At 69.3% G+C, this 22,851-nt stretch carries 18 protein-coding genes; 11 read left to right on the forward strand and 7 right to left on the reverse strand.

What is annotated here, in order from left to right; genetic code table 11:
• Position 1: 1 nt before the first annotated feature.
• Both JOE30_RS12445 and JOE30_RS12450 read left to right on the forward strand, forming a co-directional pair.
• A complete protein-coding gene (locus tag JOE30_RS12445; RefSeq protein ID WP_204866995.1) occupies positions 2-1,174 on the forward strand; it encodes a M20 family metallopeptidase in 1,173 nt (390 codons plus the stop codon).
• Complete coding sequence (locus JOE30_RS12450) at positions 1,171-2,337, forward strand: M20 family metallopeptidase (RefSeq protein WP_204866997.1); 1,167 nt, start codon at positions 1,171-1,173, stop codon at positions 2,335-2,337. Before JOE30_RS12445 ends, JOE30_RS12450 begins: the two co-directional genes overlap by 4 nt.
• A 20-nt stretch (positions 2,338-2,357) precedes the next feature.
• On the opposite strand, the gene JOE30_RS12455 is transcribed toward JOE30_RS12450, so the two are convergent.
• Positions 2,358-2,825, reverse strand: a complete 468-nt coding sequence (locus JOE30_RS12455) for a gamma-glutamylcyclotransferase (RefSeq protein ID WP_027503702.1) — start codon at positions 2,823-2,825, stop codon at positions 2,358-2,360.
• A 163-nt stretch (positions 2,826-2,988) separates the two neighbouring features.
• Between JOE30_RS12455 and JOE30_RS12460 the strand changes: the two genes are divergently transcribed.
• The 3 genes from JOE30_RS12460 (at position 2,989) to JOE30_RS12470 (ending at position 6,765) form a co-directional block, all read left to right on the forward strand.
• The gene (locus JOE30_RS12460) at positions 2,989-4,392 is read left to right on the forward strand and encodes an NAD(P)H-quinone dehydrogenase (protein WP_204866999.1); all 1,404 of its coding nucleotides are present in this window, start codon (positions 2,989-2,991) and stop codon (positions 4,390-4,392) included.
• A 170-nt stretch (positions 4,393-4,562) separates the two neighbouring features.
• The gene (locus tag JOE30_RS12465; RefSeq protein WP_204867001.1) at positions 4,563-5,750 is read left to right on the forward strand and encodes a PLP-dependent aminotransferase family protein; all 1,188 of its coding nucleotides are present in this window, start codon (positions 4,563-4,565) and stop codon (positions 5,748-5,750) included.
• A gap of 46 nt (positions 5,751-5,796) precedes the next feature.
• Complete coding sequence (locus JOE30_RS12470; RefSeq protein WP_204867003.1) at positions 5,797-6,765, forward strand: diguanylate cyclase; 969 nt, start codon at positions 5,797-5,799, stop codon at positions 6,763-6,765.
• Positions 6,766-6,772: 7 nt separating this feature from the next.
• Here the strand turns inward: JOE30_RS12470 and JOE30_RS12475 are convergent, their stop codons facing one another.
• The gene (locus JOE30_RS12475; protein WP_204867005.1) at positions 6,773-6,988 is read right to left on the reverse strand and encodes a DUF2945 domain-containing protein; all 216 of its coding nucleotides are present in this window, start codon (positions 6,986-6,988) and stop codon (positions 6,773-6,775) included.
• Positions 6,989-7,171: 183 nt separating this feature from the next.
• On the opposite strand from JOE30_RS12475, the gene JOE30_RS12480 reads away from it, so the two are divergent.
• Genes JOE30_RS12480 through JOE30_RS12490 form a run of 3 tightly spaced genes read left to right on the forward strand, consistent with a single transcriptional unit; the run spans position 7,172 to position 10,749 of the window.
• Positions 7,172-8,755 (forward strand): serine hydrolase, encoded by a 1,584-nt coding sequence (locus tag JOE30_RS12480; protein ID WP_204867007.1) that lies wholly within the window; start codon positions 7,172-7,174, stop codon positions 8,753-8,755.
• Positions 8,752-10,059, forward strand: coding sequence for a serine hydrolase (locus tag JOE30_RS12485; RefSeq protein ID WP_204867009.1), 1,308 nt, complete (start codon positions 8,752-8,754; stop codon positions 10,057-10,059). Before JOE30_RS12480 ends, JOE30_RS12485 begins: the two co-directional genes overlap by 4 nt.
• 36 nt (positions 10,060-10,095) lie before the next feature.
• Positions 10,096-10,749 carry a PadR family transcriptional regulator gene (locus JOE30_RS12490; RefSeq protein WP_204867012.1) on the forward strand — a complete coding sequence of 218 codons (654 nt, stop codon included), beginning with the start codon at positions 10,096-10,098 and terminating at the stop codon, positions 10,747-10,749.
• A 13-nt stretch (positions 10,750-10,762) separates the two neighbouring features.
• Here JOE30_RS12490 and JOE30_RS12495 read toward each other — a convergent pair whose 3' ends face one another.
• From JOE30_RS12495 to JOE30_RS12505, 3 genes are all read right to left on the reverse strand, one after another.
• Complete coding sequence (locus tag JOE30_RS12495; protein WP_204867013.1) at positions 10,763-11,542, reverse strand: DNA-formamidopyrimidine glycosylase family protein; 780 nt, start codon at positions 11,540-11,542, stop codon at positions 10,763-10,765.
• 3 nt (positions 11,543-11,545) lie between these two features.
• Positions 11,546-16,105 (reverse strand): ATP-dependent helicase, encoded by a 4,560-nt coding sequence (locus JOE30_RS12500; protein WP_204867014.1) that lies wholly within the window; start codon positions 16,103-16,105, stop codon positions 11,546-11,548.
• A gap of 138 nt (positions 16,106-16,243) precedes the next feature.
• Complete coding sequence (locus tag JOE30_RS12505; protein WP_204867015.1) at positions 16,244-16,846, reverse strand: ribulose 1,5-bisphosphate carboxylase large subunit; 603 nt, start codon at positions 16,844-16,846, stop codon at positions 16,244-16,246.
• A 71-nt stretch (positions 16,847-16,917) separates the two neighbouring features.
• Here JOE30_RS12505 and JOE30_RS12510 point away from each other — a divergent pair, with 71 nt between their 5' ends.
• From JOE30_RS12510 to JOE30_RS12520, 3 genes are all read left to right on the forward strand, one after another.
• Positions 16,918-18,072, forward strand: coding sequence for an NAD(P)H-binding protein (locus JOE30_RS12510; RefSeq protein WP_204867016.1), 1,155 nt, complete (start codon positions 16,918-16,920; stop codon positions 18,070-18,072).
• A gap of 68 nt (positions 18,073-18,140) precedes the next feature.
• A complete protein-coding gene (locus tag JOE30_RS12515; protein ID WP_056447710.1) occupies positions 18,141-18,851 on the forward strand; it encodes a CPBP family intramembrane glutamic endopeptidase in 711 nt (236 codons plus the stop codon).
• Between the two features lie 34 nt (positions 18,852-18,885).
• Entirely contained in the window at positions 18,886-19,350 is a 465-nt protein-coding gene (locus tag JOE30_RS12520) for an Lrp/AsnC family transcriptional regulator (RefSeq protein ID WP_027503691.1), read from the forward strand.
• Here the strand turns inward: JOE30_RS12520 and JOE30_RS12525 are convergent.
• A complete protein-coding gene (locus tag JOE30_RS12525) occupies positions 19,338-22,040 on the reverse strand; it encodes a molybdopterin cofactor-binding domain-containing protein (RefSeq protein ID WP_204867017.1) in 2,703 nt (900 codons plus the stop codon). The two genes, JOE30_RS12520 and JOE30_RS12525, sit on opposite strands and share 13 nt — an antisense overlap.
• Entirely contained in the window at positions 22,037-22,849 is an 813-nt protein-coding gene (locus JOE30_RS12530) for an FAD binding domain-containing protein (RefSeq protein WP_204867018.1), read from the reverse strand. The genes JOE30_RS12525 and JOE30_RS12530 overlap by 4 nt, the downstream gene beginning before the upstream one ends.
• Positions 22,850-22,851: the final 2 nt, after the last annotated feature.

Genomic DNA, 22,851 nt, shown 5'->3' on the forward strand with positions numbered 1-22,851 from the left:
CGTGTCCTCGACCCTCGATTCCGTTCTCGACGCCGCGACCGGCGATCTCGTCGCCCTGTCGCACGCCGTGCACGCGCGTCCGGAGCTGGCCTTCGAGGAGCACTTCGCGTCGGCGGCGACGGCCGATCTACTCGCAGGTGGCGGCTTCGAGGTGCGTCGGGGTGTCGCAGACCTCCCGACGGCGTTCGACGCGACGTACGGTTCGGGCGAGCTGGTGGTTGCCGTGTGCGCCGAGTACGACGCGCTGCCGGAGATCGGCCACGCCTGCGGTCACAACATCATCGCGGCGTCCGCGGTCGGCGCCGGGCTCGCGCTGGCGGCGGTCGCCGACGAGCTGGGGCTGACCGTCCGGGTGCTCGGCACCCCGGCCGAGGAGTCCGGCGGCGGCAAGGTCCTCATGCTCGACGCCGGGGTGTTCGACGACGTCTCGATGGCGATGATGGTGCACCCCGGTCCCTTCGACATCGCCGCCGCGCGCTCACTCGCGCTGTCGGACATCGCCGTTCGGTACGCAGGGCGTGAAGCGCACGCCTCCGCGGCGCCCGAGTGGGGCATCAACGCGGGCGACGCCGTCACCGTCGCGCAGGTCGGTGTCGGCCTGCTGCGTCAACATCTGCGTCCGGGTCAGCAGATCCACGGCATCGTCGGTCACGCCGGCACCGCCCCGAACATCGTTCCCGGATCGGCGGAGATGTTCTACTACCTGCGCGCGGACACCGCCGAGGCGCTCGCCGATCTCGATCGCCGCGCCCGGGGATGCTTCGAGGCCGGAGCGGTGGCCACCGGGTGCACCCACGAGATCGTCACCGTGTCCCCGACCTACACCGAACTCACCCCCGATCCCTGGCTGGTGGCCGAATACCGTCGTGTCGCAGGCACTCTCGGCCGCGCACTGGTCCCCGAGGAGTTCGAGACCTCCCGCCCGTTCGGCAGCACGGACATGGGCAACGTCACCGCGCGGATCCCGGGCATCCATCCGGTGATCGGTCTCGATTCGGGCGGCGCGGTCACTCACCAGCCCGGCTTCACCACGGCCTGCATCACCGAGTCGGCCGACCGCGCCGTCGTCGACGGTGCCCGCGCCCTCGCCCGCGTGGCCGTCGCGGCGGCCACCGACCCACAGCAACGCTCTCGACTCGTCGAGGGCACACACGAGAGGACGGTACGACGATGAATCCGGCCGACGCCTGGATCGCAGCACACGGGGCGGATCTCGTGACGTGGCGTCGACGGATCCACATGCACCCCGAACTGGCGAGGCAGGAGTTCGAGACGACGAAATTCGTCGCCGAGACCCTCAGCGCCGCGGGGCTGTCCCCGGTGGTGCTCCCCAGTGGCAGCGGCGTCATCTGCGACATCGGCCCCGCCGGTCCGCGCGTCGCTCTCCGGGCCGACATGGACGCGCTGCCCCTGACGGAGTTCACCGGCGCCGAGTACTCGTCGACGGTCCCCGGTGTGTCCCATGCGTGCGGACACGACGCCCACACGACGGTCCTGCTGGCGACCGGACTGGCGCTGGCCTCACTCGACTCGCTGCCGCACGGCGTCCGGCTGATCTTCCAGCCCGCCGAGGAGGTCATGCCCGGCGGCGCTCTCGACATGGTGGCCGCGGGCGCACTGGACAGCGTGTCGCAGATCTATGCGCTGCACTGCGATCCCCGGCTCGAGGTCGGACGCGTCGGCATCCGCGTCGGCGCGATCACCTCCGCGGCGGACACCGTGGAACTGCGGCTGGACTCGGCCGGCGGACACACCTCACGTCCGCATCTGACGTCCGACCTGGTGTACGCGCTGGGCACGGTCATCACGGGTCTGCCGGGACTGCTGAGCCGCCGCGTGGACCCGCGTACCAGCACCGTCATGGTGTGGGGCGCCGTCGTCGCAGGTCAGGCCCCGAACGCCATCCCGCAGAAGGGCATGCTCACAGGCACGGTGAGGACGGGTGACCACGAGACCTGGGCGCTGCTCGAGCCGCTGGTGCAGGAGATCGTCGCCGGCGTGCTCGCGCCCACCGGCGTGAAGTACGAGGTGCACTACCGCCGCGGCGTGCCGCCGGTCGTCAACGACGAACACGCCACCCGGCGCTTCGAAGCGGCCATCCGCTCACTGGGCCCCGACGCCCTGGCCGACACCGCACAGTCCGGCGGCGGCGAGGACTTCTCGTGGTACCTGGAGCACGTGCCGGGCGCGATGGCGCGTCTCGGCGTGTGGTCGGGTGTCGGGCCGCAACTCGACATCCATCAGCCGACGTTCGACCTGGACGAGCGTGCGCTGGCCGTCGGTGTCCGCACGATGACGGCACTGGCGCTGGGACTGGGAGACGACCCCGCCGCCTGAGAATCGTAGCTGCCCGACGATCAGAGCGACGAGGTCCCGGGGCCGACGTTGCGGCTGTTGCGCGTGCGCAGGTCGCGCACGTAGTCGGCCGGGGCGCCGGCGATCTCCGCGGCTTCGGCCATGACTCCGAGGTAGCGCGCCGAGGGCAGCCCACCCTCGTAGGCGTCGAGCACGTAGAGCCACGCGAGGACGGGTTCGTCGTCCGTCTCGACGCGGAGGCGGATCTTGCGGTGGATGCCGAGCTCGGAACCCTCCCACCGGTCGAGGCTCTCCTCGTCCTCCGGTGAGACGTCGTAGAGCACGACGAACACCTTCGAATCAGGGTCCTCCACGACGGTCGCGAGCGCGCCCTCCCAGCCGATGTCGCCGCCGCCGAAGGTCAGCCGCCACCCCGGCAACCACCCGGTTCCGGCCGCAGGGGAGTGGGGGCACCGCTCGAGCATCTGCTCGGGGTGCATGTTGGAGCCGTAAGCGGCATAGATCGGCACGGCGGTCAGCCTAAACCGTCGTACCCGGTTCGCGCGGATCGAGGTGCCCACCTATCCGGGCTCGGCCTGACGTGCAGCCGCAGCACCCCGTGGAATAGGTTTGAGGCTGTGAGCAACCCTCACGCTCGCCAGGACTCTCCCGAAAACCCGCAACGGAGGACGAATGACCCGCATCGTGATCATCGGAGGCGGACCGGCCGGATACGAGGCCGCTCTGGTCGCCTCCCAGCACGGCGGGACGGTGACGCTCATCGACTCCGACGGAGTGGGCGGCGCCTGCGTCCTCTGGGACTGTGTTCCGTCCAAGACCTTCATCGCCTCGACCGGCATCCGCACCGACATGCGTCGCGCGTCCGACCTCGGTATCGAGCTCGACCCGACCGCGGCCACCATCGACCTGCCGCAGATCCACAACCGCGTGAAATCCCTTGCGCAGGCACAATCGTCCGACATCCGCGCCCGTCTGCAGACGGTCGGCGTGACCGTGCTGTCGGGAACGGCGAAGGTGGTCGACACGCAGCCCGGCCTGGCCGCCCACCAGGTGGAGGCCACCCTCGCGGACGGGTCGACGCAGGAGATCGACGCCGAGGTCGTGCTCATCGCGACCGGTGCGAGCCCGCGCATCCTGCCCGGCGCCGAGCCCGACGGTGAGCGCATCCTGACCTGGCGTCAGCTCTACGACCTCGACTCCCTGCCCACCCACCTCATCGTGGTCGGATCCGGCGTGACCGGCGCCGAGTTCGTCTCCGCGTACACCGAGATGGGCGTCAAGGTCACCGTCGTGTCCAGTCGCGACCGCGTCCTTCCCGGTGAGGACGCCGACGCGGCACTCGTGCTCGAGGACGTCCTGTCCGAGCGTGGTGTCACGCTGATCAAGAACGCGCGCGCGGACTCGGTGACCCGCACTGCCGACGGCATCGTCGTGACGATGTCCGACGGCAAGACCGTCGAGGGCTCGCATGCGCTGATGACGGTCGGCTCCGTTCCGAACACGCAGAACCTCGGCCTCGAGAGCGTCGGCATCGAGCTCGACCGCGGCGGTTACCTTCGCGTGGACCGGGTCTCGCGTACCCGCGTGCCCGGCATCTACGCGGCCGGCGACTGCACGGGCCTGCTGCCGCTGGCGTCCGTCGCCGCCATGCAGGGCCGTATCGCGATGTACCACGCGCTGGGCGAGGGTGTCAGCCCCATCAAGCTCAAGACGGTCGCCTCCGCCGTGTTCACTCGACCCGAGATCGCCACGGTGGGTGTCGGCCAGTCCGCCATCGACAACGGGGACGTCCCCGCGCGCACGGTCATGCTGCCGCTCAACACGAACCCCCGTGCCAAGATGTCCGGCCTGCGTCGCGGCTTCGTCAAGATCTTCTGCCGTCCCGCGACGGGTGTGGTCATCGGCGGAGTGGTCGTCGCTCCGACCGCGTCCGAGCTGATTCTTCCCATTGCCATCGCGGTGCAGAACAACCTGACGGTGAACGATCTCGCCGCCACCTTCTCGGTCTACCCGTCTCTCACGGGGTCGATCACCGAGGCGGCGCGCCAGCTCATGCGCCACGACGATCTGGACTGACACCTCCGCTTGTTCCCACACTGTGAGACAGTGGTTCCACTGGGTGAGCCAGCGCGCTACGCTACGAGAACGGCGCCCCACCCGCGGCGCCGTTCTCGTCACGACCGACTCCGAGCCCACCCCGGTGAGCGCGCCGCGACGCCTCGTGTCCCACGATGCTCGGAGAAGCCATGTCGTCCTCTGCTCTGCCACCCCTGTCCGTCCGCGCGTCGGCGATCACCGGATCGGCCATCCGCGACCTGCTCACGCTGACCGCGCGGCCGGACATCCTGTCTCTCGCGGGAGGTCTGCCCTCGCCGGACGTCATGCCGCACAGCACCATTCGTGAGGTCACGCATCGGATACTGAGCGGCTCCACCGCCGCCCTGCAGTACGCGGAGACCACGGGAGTACGGCGGCTCCGGGACGTCATCGCCGCACGGGAGTCGGCGCTGGTCCGGGACGAGGTGCCGCCCACCTCGGTGGTGGTGACGCACGGCTCCCAGCAGGCGCTCAGCCTGCTCGCGTCCGTGCTCGTCGATCCCGGTGACGTGGTCGTGGTCGATAGACCGGTGTATCCCGGTGCGCTGCAGGCGTTCCAGGCCGTCGGTGCCCGTATCGAGTCGGTTCCGGTCGATGCGGACGGCACCGACACGGATGCCCTCGCGCGGCTGCTCGAGTCGGGCGTGCGTCCCCGCGCCGTGCACACCGTCAGCAACTTCCACAATCCTCGCGGGGGAGTGCTGTCGGTCGGGCGACGCCGCGCCCTCGTCGACCTCGCGGAGCGCTACGGCTTCTGGGTCGTCGACGACGATCCCTACGGCGACGTGTGGTTCGACGCGCCCCCGCCGGGCCCGATCGCGTCCGACCGGGTGATCCGTCTCGGCTCGGCCTCCAAGATCCTCGCACCGTCGTTGCGCGTCGGGTGGCTCACCGCGCCGCGACCGGTGTGCGACGCCGTGGAGCGGATCAAGCAGAGCGCCGATCTGTGCGGGTCGTCGTTGACGCAGTTGGTCGCGGCGGACCTGCTCGCCGACGAGCCGTGGCTGCGACAGCACCTGGACGACGTGCGTGCGGTCTACTCGGCACGGGCGGAGGTGCTGGTCGGAGCATTGCGGGGCGAACTCGGACCGGCGATCGAGGTCGATGCGGCCCGCGGCGGGATGTTCCTGTGGGTGCGGTTCACGGACGGCACCGACACGTCGGCGCTGCTGCCGGCAGCGCTCGACCGCGGTGTCGCGTACGTTCCCGGTCGCGCTTTCGATCCGGCCGGTGGCGACGAACTCGGCACTGCGTTGCGCGCCTGCTTCGCGACGTCGAGCGAGGACGAGCTGCGGGAGGCCGTGCGACGTCTCGCCGCGGCGCACGAGGCGCGGTGATCGTCTTCAATTTTCCGACTCCCGCCGAACCTGGCATCGTGTCGGCATGCGGTCCGTCGACGGCGCACAGCCACCGAGTGTTCGGCACGGAACCGCCCAACTTCGGACCCGCCTGCTGCGCCAGTATCTGCTCGTCACGACATCGCTGTACGCGGTGGGCGTGACGGTCTCGTTGCTGCCGCACGGTGACCGGGTGACGTCACCGGTGGCGGGCGGCGTGGTGGCTGTCGTCGTCGGGGTGACGGCGCTGCTCGTCCTGGCGGTCCGGCCGCACGGACGCACCGCTCTCGGCATCGCGGTGGCCGCGGCCCTGATCGCGACGCCCGCCGTCATGGCATTCCACGTCCTCGCCGCGTCGCAGTTCATGTGCCTCATCGCGGTGATGTTCCTGGCCATGTACATCCGGGCCTTTCACGGCCGGACGGTGGCACTCGTTCTCGTGGTCGTGCTGGTGGTGGCCGTGTGTGGTGCCGCAGCGGCATCTCCCGCGACGCTGTATCCCATCAGCTACCTGGTCTTCGTGGTCGCGATCGTCGGAGCGGCCGAGGCGTTCGGATCGGTCACCAGGGCGCTCATCGACGCGTCCCACACGGACCCCCTCACCGGTGTATGGAACCGGGCGGGGTGGGAGATGGCGGTCAGCGAAGTGACGACGTCGTCGATCACCGTCGTCGCGCTGGACGTCGACGGCTTCAAAGCCATCAACGACACGTCCGGTCATCCCGCGGGCGACCGATTGTTGATCTCACTCGCCCGCTCGTGGTCCGAACTGGCACCACCGGGGACGGTGATCGCGAGACTGGGCGGCGACGAGTTCGCGGCACTCGTGCACGGGGCATCGCCGACCGTGAGCCGTGCCTTCGTCGACACGACCGCCGCCGCCTTCCCGCACGTCAGTGTCGGCTGCGCAGTGTCCGCGTTCCCCGGCGAGTCGGCGTCGGACGTCCTCGCGCGTGCCGACGCCGACCTCTACCAGGTGAAACGGACGAAGGCCGGCGTCGACGACCAGGCGTGAGTGCGGGTCAGTCCTTCGGGTCCAGTGCGGAGGGCTTGTGCACCGCGTCCTTGCCGGACTTGTCACTCTCCACTCGGTACTGAGGGTCGTCCTTCGACGCCTTGACCGTGCGCCCACCGGCTTCGGTTTCGGAGGTGATCTTCTCGACCACCTCGCCTTCGGTCTTGGTGCCGTGCGTCTTCCACTCGACCTTGTCACCCTTGGTGAATTCGTCCTTCGGCATGTGTCGGTTCCTTCCATCGGTTGCGGTGCTGATACCCGGGAAGTGCTGTCGGCACACCGCGGTCGAGTAGATAGTGCAACTTGCATGGTGCAAAGTACACAGTCGGGGTAGGGTCTCGAACCGATCGGTCTCCAGCCCATGTTCGTGGGACGGGGACTCGGCACGTCGAACGGGGATGACGAGATGGCCGCGAGAACTGCTGCGACGGTACTGACGCTGGCATTGGTGGCAGCGGGATGCAGCGCCGAGGAGGCGACGCCGGAGCCACTCGCGGACAGTCCACCGGCCGTCCCTGCCGCTCAGATCGACCGCGCGGACGTCGACGCGGCCGTCGGCGATCTCGACGGGTTCGTCGAGGCGATGATGGCGCGGACCGGGACGCCGGGTGTCGCGGCCGCGGTCGTGTACCAGGACGAGGTGCTGTACTCGCGGGGCTTCGGTGTCCGGAAGGTCGGTACCGACGAGCCCGTCGACACCCACACCCGGTTCCAACTCGCGTCGGTGTCCAAGCCGGTCGCGTCGAGCGTCATCGCCGCCTCGGTCGGAGACGGAGCGGTCGACTGGGCCGATCCGGTCCGGCGGTACGAGCCCGAGTTCGCGGTGGCGGATCCGTACGTGAGCGAGCACGCGACGTTCGTCGACCTGCTCTCGCACCGGTCGGGCCTGCCCGATCACGCCGGTGACGTCCTCGAGGACTTCGGTTACGACTACGACGACATCATGGGCCGACTCGACCAGCTCCCGCTGGCGTCGTTCCGGGACAGCTACGCGTACACGAACTTCGGATTCACCGCCGCCGGCAATGCCGCGGCGAAGGCGCAGGGCACCGACTGGCCCGAACTGTCTCGTCGTCGCATCTACGAGCCCCTCGGTATGGCCGACACCTCGTCACGATTCGAGGACTGGGCGAACTCGCCCAACCACGCGGTGAACCACGTGCTCGCCGAGGGTTCGACCACCGAGTGGGAAGCGAAGTACGTCCGCGAGCCCGACAATCAGTCCCCTGCCGGCGGAGCGAGTTCGTCCGTCGACGACATGACGAAGTGGATCCGCATGCAACTCGGTGGGGGCGAGTTCGAGGGGCGTCGCATCGTCGACGCGGACGCACTGCAGTACACGCACACCTCGCACTCCCTGTCGGGTGAGTCCGGGACGGAGGGCGCACGAGACTCGTTCTACGGGTTGGGATTCAACGTGGGAACGGACGACAGGGGGCGCGTCGAGCTGTCGCACTCAGGAGCATTCGCCCTCGGAGCGAGCACCACGGTGTTCATGCTGCCGAGCGAACAGCTGGGCATCGTCGTCCTGTCCAACTCGGCACCGGTCGGGGGCTCGGAAACCGTTGCAGCGCAGTTCATGGACCAGGTGCGGAACGGCCGGCAGACCGTCGACTGGGCGCCGTTGATCGCCGGAATCTTCGACGGGATCGCAGAGGAGGAAGCGTCGCCGGTCGACTACGCGACACCGCCAGCCTCGGTGACCCCTGCTCGTTCCGCGATCGAGCACGTCGGAACGTTCGACAGCCCGTTCCACGGACCGGCACAGGTCTCGGCGGACGGTGATCGGCTCTCGCTCACCGTCGGCAAGGACGGCCAGCTGACGTACCCCCTGACCCACTACGACGGTGACACCTACTTCTTCGAGACGTCCGGCGAGAACGCGGTCGGCCCGACCGGGGTCACGTTCGAGATCGCGAACGGTGCTCCCGCCTCGTTCACGGTCGAATACCTCGACAAGCAGGGACTCGGAAGGTTCACACGCTCATGACTGTTCGCACTGTCTCTCGTACCGTCGGTATCGCGACGGCCTCTGCGCTGATCTTTATCGCGGCCTGCTCGTCCGGCAGCGGCGAGTCGCCGGCACCGGTCACGTCGTCAGCGACCGAATCGGCTCTCCTGCCACTCGATCCCGCAGCTCTCGATGCGATGGTCGAGGACGTCGCCACGACGTCGCGGGAGATCGGCATGGTCGTCCTGATCACCACGCCGGACGGTGAGTACGTCAACACCCGGGGTTCGGTGGCGGCCGATCGTTCGGAGGTCCCGACTCTCGACACCAAGGTGCGGATCGGCTCGAACACGAAGACGTGGACGGGCACGGTCATCCTGCAGATGGTCCAGGAGGGGTTGCTGTCCGTCGACGATCCGGTGAGCAAGTTCCGGCCGGATGTGCCGAACGGTGATGCCATCACGATCGGCCAGTTGCTCGACATGCGCAGTGGGCTCTACAGCTACACCCAGACCGTGGAGCTCAACGAGGCACTCGACACCGATCCCAGCCGCGTGTGGACCGCCGAGGAGCTTGTCGCACTGGGGCTGAGCAACCCGCCGAACTTCCCACCGGGAGAGGGCTACAGCTACTCCAACACCAACACCGTGCTGCTCGGACTGATCGCCGAGAAGCTCGACGGCAAGCCCATCGCTCAGATTTTTCAGGACAGGCTCTTCGGTCCGCTGGCGCTGGTGGGGACGTCGTATCCCGCCACCACCGACACGAGCATCCCGGCGCCGTTCACCCGCGGGTACAGCTACAGCGGCAACGTCGAAACGCTCGGGGAGGGCAAGGAAGCGCTGTCCCCTGAGCGGATCGCTGCCATCGAGGCCGGCTCGGTCCAGCCGAGAGATACCACGAACGACAACCCGTCGTGGACCAGCGCGGCCGGCCAGGGCATCTCGACGGCGAACGATCTGGCCACGTGGGTTCGGGCATTGGTCAAGGGCGACCTGCTCGACGCGGACACCCAGACGTTGCGGATGGACAGTGTGCAGCCGACCGATCCCGACAACCCGTCCTCGGCCGGGTACGGCTACGGGCTCGCGCAAATGGGACCGATGTTCGGACACATCGGAGAGATGCCCGGATACAACTCCTTCATGGGGTACGACCCGGTCAACGACCTGACGATGGTGGTCTGGGCGAACATGGCGCCCGGGACGGACGGGAGTGCGCCGGCGGCGGCGCTGGCCGGGTCGCTGGCGAAAGCCCTGTATGCGCAGCAGTCCGGGCCGTCTTCCGGCGCCGAGGACACAGCCGACGACATCGACGAGGTGGCGGAGGACACCGGCAAGTAGGCTCGCTACCGGGGGAGAAATCCAGAGGTGAAACCGGTGGCTCAGGGCGACCTCACCACGACGTCGTACGTCGTGCTCGGCATGTTGGTGTCGCGGGACCTCACCGCGTACGACATCTCGGAACTGTTCAGCCGTGGTGTCGGCGAACTGTGGCCTCGGGCGGGACGGCAGCACTACAACGCGCCGAAGAAGTTGCTCGAGCGCGGGCTCGTGACAGCAAGGGCGGATGCCGTGGGCGCACGTCCCCGCACCGTCTACTCGATCACCGACGAGGGGCGCGCCGCCCTGACGGCGTGGTTGGCGGAGAAGTCCCGCCCGTCGGCCCTCGAGTTCGAGGGCATGATGCGGGTGCTGTTCGCCGACCAGGGCTCCCTCGAGGACCTGCGCAGCAACCTACGGACGATGCGGGAGCAGGCCGACGCCACCCGTCAACTCTTCGGGCGGCACGCCGTGACGCTGCGAGACACCACCGTCGCGACGTTTCCCGAGCGTCAGCACTTGATGGCACTCGCCAATCGCTTCATGGTCGGACACTTCTCCCACATCGTCGAGTGGAGCGACTGGGCGCTGGCGGAGATCGAGGACTGGCCGGACACCACGACTCCGGCCACCTCACATCGGGATCGGACCGAGACGATGCTCGACGCCTCGGCACGACTGGGTGCACCGGAGGTGCCCGAGAAGTCGTGACCGGACAGCCGGTTCACGGAGCGGGCTGGCACCTCGGGCACCAGTAGATCTGCCGCTCTTCGAGCGGGTTGTCGCCGAGCAGCCCGTCGCGGATGCGCGTTCCGCATCGGCGGCACGGCTTGTTCTCCCGGCCGTAGACCCAGAAGTGCCGGCCCGCGCGGAGATCCCCGGTGAAGGTGCGCGCGTTGCGGTTCTTGTTCGCCGTGATCGTGCGGTGCGACAGATCGATCATCTTCGCCAGGTTCCCCGCCGCGGAGACCGGCGTGTGCGGGTCCACTCCGCGGAGGAAGAGGATCTCGTTGCGGTAGACGTTCCCGAGTCCGGCGATGACGCGCTGGTCGAGCAGAGCGAGGCCGATGGGTCGGTCGGGTTCCGCTTCCAGGTTTCCGAGAGCAACGGCCGGATCCCACAGGGGCCCCAGCAGATCCGGCCCGAGATACCCGACCGCCTCCTCGACGGTATCCAGTATCTCGACGACACCGAGTTCGAACCCGACCGCGACTCGGTCACTCGTTCCCAGCACGATGCGCGCTTGGTAGGCGGGCCGTCGCCACGGTGTGTCCGGCTGGTAGACGTGCCACGCACCTTCCATCTTCAGATGGGAGTGGATGACCTTGCCGCCGACCTCGATGACGAGATGCTTTCCCGCCGACAGCACCGATTCCACTGTCTCGCCGGTGAAGTCGACCGTGGCGTAGCGCGGCACGCGGACATCACACGTGGTGAGGACCTTGCCGTCGAGTGCGTCGCGCAGACTGTTGGCCGTGCGCCAGACGGTGTCGCCTTCGGGCATGGATCAGGCCCTGATCCGGAGGCCACGCGGCGTCGCCGAGAAGCCCGCCTCGGTGAGGATCGTCGCGAAGACGGAGCCGTGGATGTCGCTCCCGTCGGTGCGTTCGATCACCAGCTTGTCCACCGAGCGGGTGGTGACCAGTGCGGCCAGAGCCGAGGCGGCGGTGACAAGCACGTCGCGCTCCTCGGTGAAGGTGAGCACCGTCTTGCCGCCCCGCTCGACGTAGAGGACGAGTTCGCCGTCCACCATGACGACGAGGGCACCGGCCTTGCGTCCCGGACGGTGGCCCGAGGCGGCGTCCACGGGACTCTTGGGCCAGGGCAGTGCGGCACCGTACGGGTTGGCGGGATCGGTGGCGGCGAGGGCGACGGCCCCGACGGGCCGTTCGGACTCGCTGCGTAGTCGGTCGACGACGTCGGAGGTGGAGAACTGCGCACCGCCGAGCGAATCCACGAAGTACCCGCGACGCGCGCGGCCGCTGTCCTCGAAGCCGGTCAGCACCTTGTAGACCCCGCCGAAGCCGCCGGGAACGCCCTCGTTCATGACGGACCCTCGGGTGACGACGCCGTAGCGCTCGAGCAGGATGTCCGAGGTGGCGTGTGCCCGGATGGTGGGGTCGGACTCGGCCTCCGGGAGCAACGCCCACCGACCACCCGCGGAGGGTGGGCCCGTGCGCGTCGGAAGGGAGGGTCGCGCGAAACGTTGGTAGGACCGCGCCCGCGGCGAGCGCCGCGCGGGGCGGTGGCTCGGCGCGGAACGGGTGGTGCCGTGGAGCAGCGCGCGCAGCGGTGCGAACGTGTCGTTGGTCAGGTGCCCGGTCCACACCAGGTCCCACAGGGCGGCAACCAGAGTCGGGTCGTCGGCCGGAGCACCGGACTCGGTCTGGTGCAGCTGCCCGACAGTGTCGGAGAGCTGCCGGAAGAAGTACGCGCCGCCGCCAGAGAGCACCTGCAGCACGGTCTGCTGCAAGTCCGTCAATTCGTCGTCCTTGGCGGGCGGCAGCGTGACCGGGGCGGCGTCCGCAGGGTGCAGACAGATCCACCCGTCCTTGGACGAGATCGCGCCCTGGCCGGACCACACCACTTCGCCTGTGGCGGTGAGCTCGTCGAGCATCGCGGGGGAGTAGTCGCGGACGCGCTGCGGCAGGATCAGCGACTCCCAGGCCGAGGCGGGCGCGGGCACGCCGGCGAGCTGGTCGATGACCGTGGCCACGCCGTCGAGTCCGCGGAGGGTGCCGCCGACGTGTTGCCAGCGCGGAAGGAAGCGGCCGAGGACGCCGGTGGACACGGGTTCGACGTCCTGGCGTGCGGCGGCGAGCGACCGCCGGCGGAGCCTGCGCAGCACCTCGGCGTCACACCACTCACTGCCGGAACCGCCGGGCCGGAATTCACCTTCCACCACCCGCTTCTGGGCGACGAGGCGCAACAGCACGTCACGGGCGACCGCCGACCCGATGCCGAAGCGGCCGGCGACGTCCGCGACCGAGAACGGGCCGTGCGTGCGCGCGTAGCGGCTCACGAGATCGCCGAGCGGATCCTCGACGGGCTCGATGAAGGCGGCGGGCGTGCCGATGGGCAACGGAACACCGAGGGCGTCACGGAGTCTGCTGGCGTCCTCGATGGCGACCCACCACTGCGACCCGGCGAACGAGACCTCGAGGGCGCGGCGCGCCGCGGTGAGCTCGCCCGCCCACTGCGCTGCGGAGCCGGGCGACTCGATGCGTGCCTCGAGCTCCGCCGTCGTGAGCGGGCCGAGCAGGCGCAGCAGATCTGCCACGCCCTCCGCGTCGCGGGCCTTGCGGTCGTCGACGAGGCGCTGCAGTTCGAGCTCCGTGTCGGTGACGACGTCGCCGTCGAGAAGGTCGCGCAGCTCGACCCGCCCGAGCAGCTCCGCCAGCAGCGAGGCGTCGAGGGACAGTGCAGCAGCACGACGCTCGGCCAGCGGGGAGTCGCCCTCGTACATGAACTGGCCGACGTAGCTGAAGAGCAACGAGGTGGCGAACGGTGACGGCGAGTCGGTCTCGACGTCGACGATGCGGATCTGGCGGCGCGCGATGCGGACGCACAGGTCTTCCAGTGCAGGCAGGTCGTAGACGTCCTGCAGGCACTCGCGCACAGTCTCGAGCAGGATGGGGAACGTCGGATACTTCTTGGCGACGTCGAGTAGCTGCGCGGCACGTTGACGCTGCTGCCAGAGCGGCGCTCGCTTTCCGGGGTTGCGGCGGGGGAGAAGCAGTGCGCGCGCGGCACATTCACGGAACCGCGACGCGAACAGGGCCGATCCGCCGACCTGTTCGGTGACGATGTCGGTGATCTCGTCCTTCTCGAAGACGAACAGGTCCGGGCCCGGCGGCTCGTCGTCGGTGTCCGGGAGCCGCACGATGATGCCGTCGTCGGACGCTGTGGGCTGCGAGTCGATGCCGTACCGCTCGATGAGGCGCGCGCCGATGGCCAGGGCCCACGGTGCGTGCACCTGCTGGCCGTACGGGGAGTGCAGCACCAGACGCCAGTCGCCCAGCTCGTCGCGGAACCGTTCGACGACCAACGTGCGATCGGTGGGCATGTGGCCCGTCGCCGTGCGCTGCTCGGTGAGCAGCGCGGACAGGTTGTTCACCGCGTTGACGTCGAGCCCGCTCTCCTGCAGTCGGCCGCGCAGGGCGTCGTCGTCCGACGACTCACGCAGGAACGCGCCCAGTGCCTCCCCGAGTTCGGCCGGACGGCCGAGGCCGTCACCGTGCCAGAACGGAAGCCGGCCCGGTTGACCGTAGGCAGGGCTGACCAGGACACGGTCATGCGTGATCTCCTCGATGCGCCAGCTGGTGGCGCCGAGGGCGAAGACGTCTCCGACGCGGGATTCGTAGACCATCTCCTCGTCCAGTTCACCCACGCGGCTGGCCTTCTCGCCGACCATGAACACACCGAACAGTCCGCGGTCGGGAATGGCGCCGCCGGAGGTGACCGCCAGACGCTGGGCGCCGGGGCGACCGGTCAGCGACCCACCGTCGCGGTCCCACACCAAACGTGGCCGCAGCTCGGCGAACTCGTCCGACGGGTATTTTCCCGACAGCAGGTCCAGCGTGGACTCGTAGGCGGACCGGGGGAGCGACCCGAAATTGCCGGTGCGCCTGACCATGTCGAACCACTCGTCGGCGTCGATGGGTTCGAGGGCGCACGCCGCCACGGTGTGCTGGGCCAGGATGTCGAGGGGATTGGCCGGCACCTTCAGGGCCTCGATGTGCCCGTCGGTCATCCGCTGCACGGTCACGGCGCAGTGGATCAGGTCGGTGCGGTGCTTCGGGAACAGCACGCCGCGGGAGATCTCGCCGACCTGATGGCCGGCGCGACCAACGCGCTGCAGACCACTGGCCACGGACGGCGGTGCCTCGACCTGCACCACCAGATCGACTGCGCCCATGTCGATGCCGAGCTCGAGGCTGCTGGTGGCGACGACGCATTTCAGTCGGCCGGACTTCAGGTCGTCCTCGATGAGCGCGCGCTGATCCTTGCTCACGCTGCCGTGGTGCGCGCGGGCCAGCAGCGGCTCGGCACCGTGGACGACGTCCCCGGACGCGCCGATCTGGGACGGCGGCGCGTGATCGACGGGTGCACCGTCACCGAGGCGTTCGGCGTAGATCTCGTTGAGGCGCGCGGTGAGTCGCTCCGAGAGCCGTCGAGAATTGGCGAAGACGATGGACGACCGGTGCTCCAGGACGAGGTCGACGATCTGCGCCTCGACATGCGGCCAGATGGACCCCTGCTGCGGAGCGGCGGAGGCGGATCCCTCCTGCGGCTCGGTGGTTCCTAGTTCTGTCATGTCCTCGACCGGCACGCGCACCGAGAGGTCGAACGTCTTCGGCGACGGCGGGCACACGATGCTGATGGGTGCGGACCCGGTGAGGAAGCGCCCCACCTCCTCGTGCGGACGGACGGTGGCGGACAGACCGATGCGCTGAGCGGGCTTGTCCAACCTCGCGTCGAGCCGCTCCAACGACAGCGCCAGGTGCGCGCCGCGCTTGGTGCCGGCGACGGCATGCACCTCGTCGACGATGACGGTGTCGACGCGTTCGAGTGATTCGCGCGCCGCGGACGTCAGCATCAGGAACAACGACTCGGGTGTCGTGATGAGGATGTCCGGCGGGGTCTTGAGCATCAGACGACGATCGGCGGGGCTGGTGTCGCCGGAGCGCACGCCCACCGAGATCTCCGGCGGCGCGACGCCCTGCAGCTTGGCCGTCTGGGTGATGCCGACCAACGGTGCGCGGAGGTTGCGCTCGACGTCGACGGCGAGAGCCTTCAGCGGCGACACGTACAACACGCGGGTGCCGGGTGCGGTGTCCTCGGGATCACGGCTGACCAGCTTGTCCAGCGCCCACAGGAACGCGGACAGGGTCTTGCCGGAGCCGGTCGGGGCGACGACGAGGGTGTGTGCGCCGCTGGAGATGGAGTCCCAGGCACCGAGCTGAGCGGCCGTGGGCGCGGGGAAGGCGCCGTCGAACCACGCCCGCGTCGGAGCCGTGAATCGCGCGAGCACGTCCTCCGGTGCCGGAGTGGGAGGGTTCTTCACCTCTCCATAGTGCACGGACCCTCCGACACGAATGCCGGATGCGCGTGCCCACCCCCCCGCGAGTACGTCGAGAATGTCGCCGAGCAGGCCGGGATCACGGCACTGTGGACGTACTCGCGAGGTGTGGCGGCGCGACGATCAGTCGTGCAGGCGTTCCTCGCCGCGATTGCGGAAGAACTTGAACCCCGGGATGCCGATGACGGCCTTGCGCACGTCCTTGGTGACCTCGAGCAGTTCGTGGATCTCGGGGGAGACCGTGTCGAGCGTCGCGAGGATCGGCATGATGCCCTCCATTCGCTGCACCAGCTCCGGCAGCTGGTCCACGAGCTTCACGGCCGCCTCCACCTCGGCCTCGGAGAAGTTGTCCACGAAGGTGCGGCCCAGCGGGATCGCGCGCGCGGTGATCGGTTCGAGCTCGGAGATCATCGCCAGCGCCTTGGACGAGGCGGACTCCGCCCCGACGATGACGCCCTGCGCGTCCTCGGTGGTGGCAGAGACCTTGCCGATGACGGTCTGAGCCTGGTCGGTGATGCGCTCGATCGCGGCGATCACCTCGTCGACACGGACGAACAGGTCGTCGATCCGGCGGGGCAGTTGGGCGACGAACGCGACGGTGTCGAGCGACCAGAGCACGGTCCCGCGGGCGAGTCCGAGCATGTCGCCGAGTGACGGTACGGGCAGCCGGACGGTGCGCACCGACAGATCGTTGTCGGGTGCTCGGTGTCGATCCACGTCGGCCATGAGCACAGTCTGCACGGTGACGCCCCTCACGCGGCGGTATGCGAGCGCACCGCACCCGTAATGTCGAGAACATGACTGCTTTCGTGACCGGGGCCAGCGGCTACATCGGTTCTCGCCTCGTCGACGCGCTCGTGTCGGCCGACGAGAGCGTCGTCGTGGGTTCGCGCACGCCGGAGAAGTTGACCTCCTTCGACTGGCACGACGACGTGCGGGCCGTGCGACTCGACGTGACCGACGCCGACTCGTGCGCCGAGGCGCTGTCCGCGGAGGACGTCGACGTCGCGTACTACCTGGTGCACGCCATCGGGGAGTCCGGCTACCGGGCCACCGACCTCGCGTCCGCGCGGTACTTCGCCGAGGCGGCACGCGCCGCGGGTGTCCGGCGCATCGTCTACCTCGGTGGCTTCGTCCCCGAGGGCGAGAAGCTGTCCGAGCACCTCGCGAGCCGCGCCGAGGTGGGCGAGGCGCTCACCATCGACGGCATCGAGGTGGTGTGGCTGCGCGCCGCCATCGTCATCGGTGCCGGGTCCACGTCCTTCGAGATGATCCGGTATCTCGCCGACCGACTCCCGGTGCTGCCGCTCCCGAGCTGGCTGAGCAAGCCCGTGCAGCCGATCGCCGTCGACGACGTCGTGCACTACCTCCTCGCGTGCGCGTCGCCCGACGTGCCCGCCGACGCGTACGACATCGCGGGCCCCGAGATCCTCCCGTACAAGGACCTCGTCTTCGCCTACGTCCGCGCCGCCGAACTGCATCGTCTGGGTGTGCCCACCCCGGGCATCCCGACCAAGCTCGCGGCTCTGGTGATCGGCCGCCTGATCCCGGTTCCGGGACTGCTCGCCGACGACCTGGTGCAGTCTCTCGTCAACTCGATGACAGCCTCCGAGAATCGCATCTCGGAGTTCGTCCCGGAGCCCGAGGGCGGTCTCACCGACGTCGACGACGCCATGCGCCGAAGCCTGCTCGGCGCGAGCGCCACCCGCGGTCTGGCGACGACGCCCGACTCGCTGCGCCTGGTGTCCTCGGACGCGGAGTGGACCGGCGGCGACGTCCGCAGCATTCGGCGCCGCGGCGCCGAACTGCTGAGCGAGGACGGGTGGAAGCTCGCCGAGGCACTCGGCATCGGCGCGGTGCTCTACTCGTGGCCCGTCGCTCCGGTCGTCCGGACCAATCTGGACGTGGTTGCCGCGGTCTCGTCCCGGGTACGGTCTCTTCTGAAGTTCTAGTCGGTCTCTCGTTCACAGACCGCAGTTCCGACACGACCGACAGGTTCGACGAGCCGGAGGAGTACTTCATGGTGTCCTGGCAGATGAGGGCCGAATCCATCGTGCGCAACGCGTTGGTGGACAAGGTCGACCGCGACCATCACGAGACCGATCGCGCCTTCCTACGGCGGCGCATCATCGTGGCGGTCGTGCTCGTCGTGGGCGCGACGCTGCTGGGAGTGTCGCTGTCGACCGAGCCCGGCGACCCCATGTTCTACACGCTGACCATCGCCCTGGCGTTGGTGTGGATCGTCGGCGGGTTCCTGTCCGGGCCACTGCACCTCGGCCGCATCAACTTCCGCGGGACTCTGCGGCGGCCGATCATCACGCCGATCGCGATCGGTCTCGCCGCGGGTGGCGTGTTCATCCTCGGCGCGTTGGTCGTGCGGGAGATCCCGCCGCTGCGGGACTTCACGGCCAACGTGCTCGATCACGCTCGCGTCGGACCACTCGCGCTCATCGTCTTCATCACGCTGTTCAACGGGGTCGCCGAGGAGATCTTCTTCCGCGGCGCTCTGTTCTCGGCCATCGGCGTGAAGCGACCGGTCGTCATCTCGACGATCGTCTACACCATCGCCACGCTGGCTACGGGCAACCCTATGCTCGGCTTCGCCGCCATCACCCTCGGTTTCGTGCTGGGACTCGAACGCCGGGCGTCCGGCGGTATTCTCGCGCCGATCCTGACGCACGTCGCGTGGTCGACGGTCATGGTCTTCGCCATGCCCCCACTGTTCGCCTGACGCTCCTCGATCGGGACGTGGCAGGCTTGCGCCCATGACCGGTGCACGAGGCAAGTCCGTCCGTTCGGACGATCTGGACGCCACCGACCGCGTACTGGTGGAGGAATTGATCACCGACGGCCGCGCGACTCTCGCTCACCTCGCCGAGCGGGCGGGTCTCTCGGTCTCGGCCGTGCAGTCACGGGTGCGCAGGCTCGAATCGTCCGGTGTGATCCTCGGATACACCGCACGCGTCGACCGGGAGGCCATCGGCCAGCCACTGTCGGCGTTCGTGGCCATCACTCCCTTGGATCCGACGGCGCCCGACGACGCGCCCGCGCGTCTGCGACCGCTTCCCGAGGTGCAGGCGTGCCATTCCGTGGCGGGGGAGGACAGCTACGTGCTGCTGGTGCGCGTCGCGTCACCGCGGGATCTCGAGCGGCTCCTGCAGCAGATCCGGACCACTGCCAACGTGCAGACCCGCAGCACCATCATCCTGCAGACCTTCTACGACTCCTGATCGCGCTGCAGCATCCTCCAGACGCGGTCCGCCGACATCGGCAGTTCGCGGGGCCGCACGCCGACGGCGTCCGTGACGGCATTGGCCAACGCCGGCGCGACGGGGTTGTACGGAGACTCGCTCATCGACTTGGCACCCAGCGGCCCGAGCGCGTCGTAGGTGTCCGCGAACAGCACTCGGGTCGTCGGAACGTCGGCGAGTTGCGGGATGTGATAGTTCCGTAGCGACGCGGTGGTCACGTGCCCCGTCTCGTCGAGCCGCATCTCCTCGTACAGTGCCGCGCCCAACGCCTGCGCCACACCACCTTCCACCTGCCCACGGCACTGCACCGGATTCATCACCGTGCCGGCGTCGACGGCCTGCACGGAGTCCAGGATCGCGACGCGGCCGCTCCCGGGGTCGACCGCCACCCGGAAGCCGTGGACGTTGAACACCACCGAGCGGGGCGATCCGCCGTGGTACCCGTCCGCCGCCAACGGTCCGTCGTGGGCCGCGACGATCTCGTCGAGGGAGCACAGTGCGCCGTCCACCGTGACGCCCTCGGGGCCCAGCACGCCCTGCGTCGGCAGCGATCCGGTCAGGGTCGACGCAGCACCGATGATGCGCTCGCGCAACGACTCCGCGGCGAGCGCGACGGCCTTGCCGGCCACCACCGTTCCAGCCGACCCGAAGGCGCCCGTGTCGTGGGAGGTGACATCGGTGTCCGACTGCGCGATCTCGATGCGATCGACGGTCGTGTTCAGGATCGACGCCGCGATCTGACCGTGCACCGTCGTGGTGCCGTTACCGAATTCGGCAGTGCCGACACGTACCAGGTAGCGCGCTCCGGGCAGGGCGGTGATCGACGCGTCGGAGACATGGCCGCGCGGCGGCACGGTGGCGTTCATGCCGATGGCCACGCCGACGCCCACCTGCCATCCGTCGGGCGCCGGCGATCCGGGTTCGGCGAGTGCCTCGTCCACCAGATCGAGGCACTGGTCGAGTCCGTAACTGCCGAAGAGCAGGTCGCCGTCCAGGACGTGCGCGGCGACGAACGGATCACCCGGCACGACGACGTTGCGACGCCGGAACTCGAGCGGATCGATGTGCAACCGGTGCGCCAACTCGTCGAGCGCCGACTCGACGGCGAAGCCGGTCTGTCCGACGCCGTACCCGCGGAACGCGCCGGACGGAATCGTGTTCGTGTACACCGCTCTCGCCTCGACGCGCTTGGCCGCGCAGCGGTAGAGGGCGATCGAGTCGGTGGAGTGGTGCAGCACACCGGGGCTGTGGTTGCCGTAGGCGCCGGCATCGCTCAGCACGTCGAGGGTCAGCGCGGTGAGCGTGCCGTCGGCCGTGGCCGCTGCGGTGACCGACACCTCCATGGGATGCCGACAGGGCGCGACGGTGAACTGGTCGGCACGGGAGAACTCGAGCTGTACCGGTCGACGCACCGTCAGAGCGGCGAGCGTCACGAGATCCTCGGTGAGCATCTCCTGCTTGGCACCGAACCCGCCGCCGACCCGCGTCGTGAACACCCGCACGGTGTCGGGATCGAGGTCGAAGATGTGACACAGCTCGTCCCGCACGAGGAACGGGACCTGCGAACTCGTGCGGACGGTGAGGCGCCCGTCCTCGGCGAACCAGGCGATCGCACCGTGCGTCTCGAGGTGGGTGTGCTGCACGCGGGCGGTGCGCCACGTCCCCGTCACCACCGCGTCCGCGGCCGCCAGGCCCGCGTCGACATCGCCGGTCGCACCGCTCACCGCGGCCACGATGTTGCGCTCGACATCTGCGATCCTGGCCTCGGGACCCTTGCCGGCGTGGACGATCGGGGCTCCCGGTGCGAGCGCGTCCACGGGATGCAGCACGGCGGGCCGCACCTCGTACTCGACGAGGAGGCGCCGTCTGCCCTCCTCCGCGGCGGCCACCGACTCGGCGATCACCGCCGCCACCCGCTGCCCGACGTAGCGGAGCTCGCGGTCGAGAACGAGGGTGTCGTCGGGATCGTCGTCCCGTGACTCGTGGCGTGCGGTGGAGAAGGCGACGGGCGGCGCGTCCTCGTGGGTGAGCACCGCGACCACACCCTCGACGGCAAGCGCGGCCGACGTGTCGATCGAGACGATGCGCGCACTGGCGTGGGGGCTCCCCAGCACCGACAGGTGCAGCAGGCCCGGCATCGCGACGTCGAGCGTGTACGGCTCCGTTCCCGTGACGACGTGGGCGCTGGCCGGTGCGGCGACCGAGCGTCCGCACGCCGGTCCCTCGGTGGACTTCTCGATGGTGCGCACACCGGTGACCGCGTCGGTGATCGCCCGATACCCGGTGCAGCGACACAGGTTTCCCTTGAGCGAGGTGTCCAGATCCTCGGTCTGCTCGTCGGTGAGCGAGGCGGCGGTGACGATCATGCCGGCCGTGCAGAACCCGCACTGGAATCCGGCGGCGTCGACGAAGCGCTGCTGCACCGGATGCAGGTCGTCCGGCGTGCCGAGTCCGGCCACCGTGGTGATCTCCCGATCTTCGGCGCGGTAGGCCGGAACGATGCACGACTGGACGGCGGCACCGTCCAGCAGCACCGAGCACGCGCCGCAGTCGCCCGCGTCGCAGCCCTTCTTCACCTCGAACCGTCCGATGTCGCGCAGAGCCGTGCGCAGGCACTGGCCCGGTCGCGGCGACATCTCGACGGTCTCCCCGTTGACTCCCACTCTCATGACAGCTCCTCGCAGATCTCCTGTGCCAGAACAGCGCTGACGTGGCGTCGCCAGTCCGGTGCCCCGTGCACGTCGTCGTACCACTGGTCGGCGGGTATCGCGGTGTCCAGCAGCGCGGCCACGTCCTCGGCGTGCGGCACTGCCTCGAGTCGCAGCTGGTGCGGACGGCGCGTCGACGCGGTGACGGTGAGGACGCACGATCCGTCGGCGTCCCGGCGACCGATCACGACGGCGCCGGAGCGCCCGCGAGGCGCCAAGGACATTCTGCGACAGGCGAATCGGGAGCGCAGCACCGCGTCGTCGATGTCGATGCTGCGTATCACCTCGCCCGGTGCCAGCGACGTGCGCTGGGGTCCGGTCACCAGCGTGGCGACGGGGACGCGCCGCTCGTGACCGTCGGGGGTCCAGATCACCGCGACGCCGTCGAGCGCCGAACACAGGGAGGTCATGGATCCCGCGGGCAGTCCGAGGGCGATGTTCCCGCCGACCGTGGCGAACTGCTGCACCTTGAACGACGCGAGCAACGCGTCGGAGCAGAGGGCCACCAGCGACTCGAGGTCCGGCCACCGGGGCGGCCACGACATCCGGCGCAGCGTGTCCACGGTGCACGTCGCGGCGATCTCGAGCCCCTCGCCGACGACGACGGGTTCCCAGCCGAGGCCCGTCAGATCGACCAGTCGGTGCACCCCCACCTGCGGTTCCGAGAAGACCCACGTCCCGCCCGCCACCAGGGCGGTGTCGGCGTCGATGACCGAGAGGTCGTCTCGCGTGCGGGCTCGGACGACCTCGCGCACGGTGTTCAGGTCCACAC

This window comes from Rhodococcus sp. PvP016 (assembly GCF_017832185.1).
GTDB lineage: Bacteria > Actinomycetota > Actinomycetes > Mycobacteriales > Mycobacteriaceae > Rhodococcoides.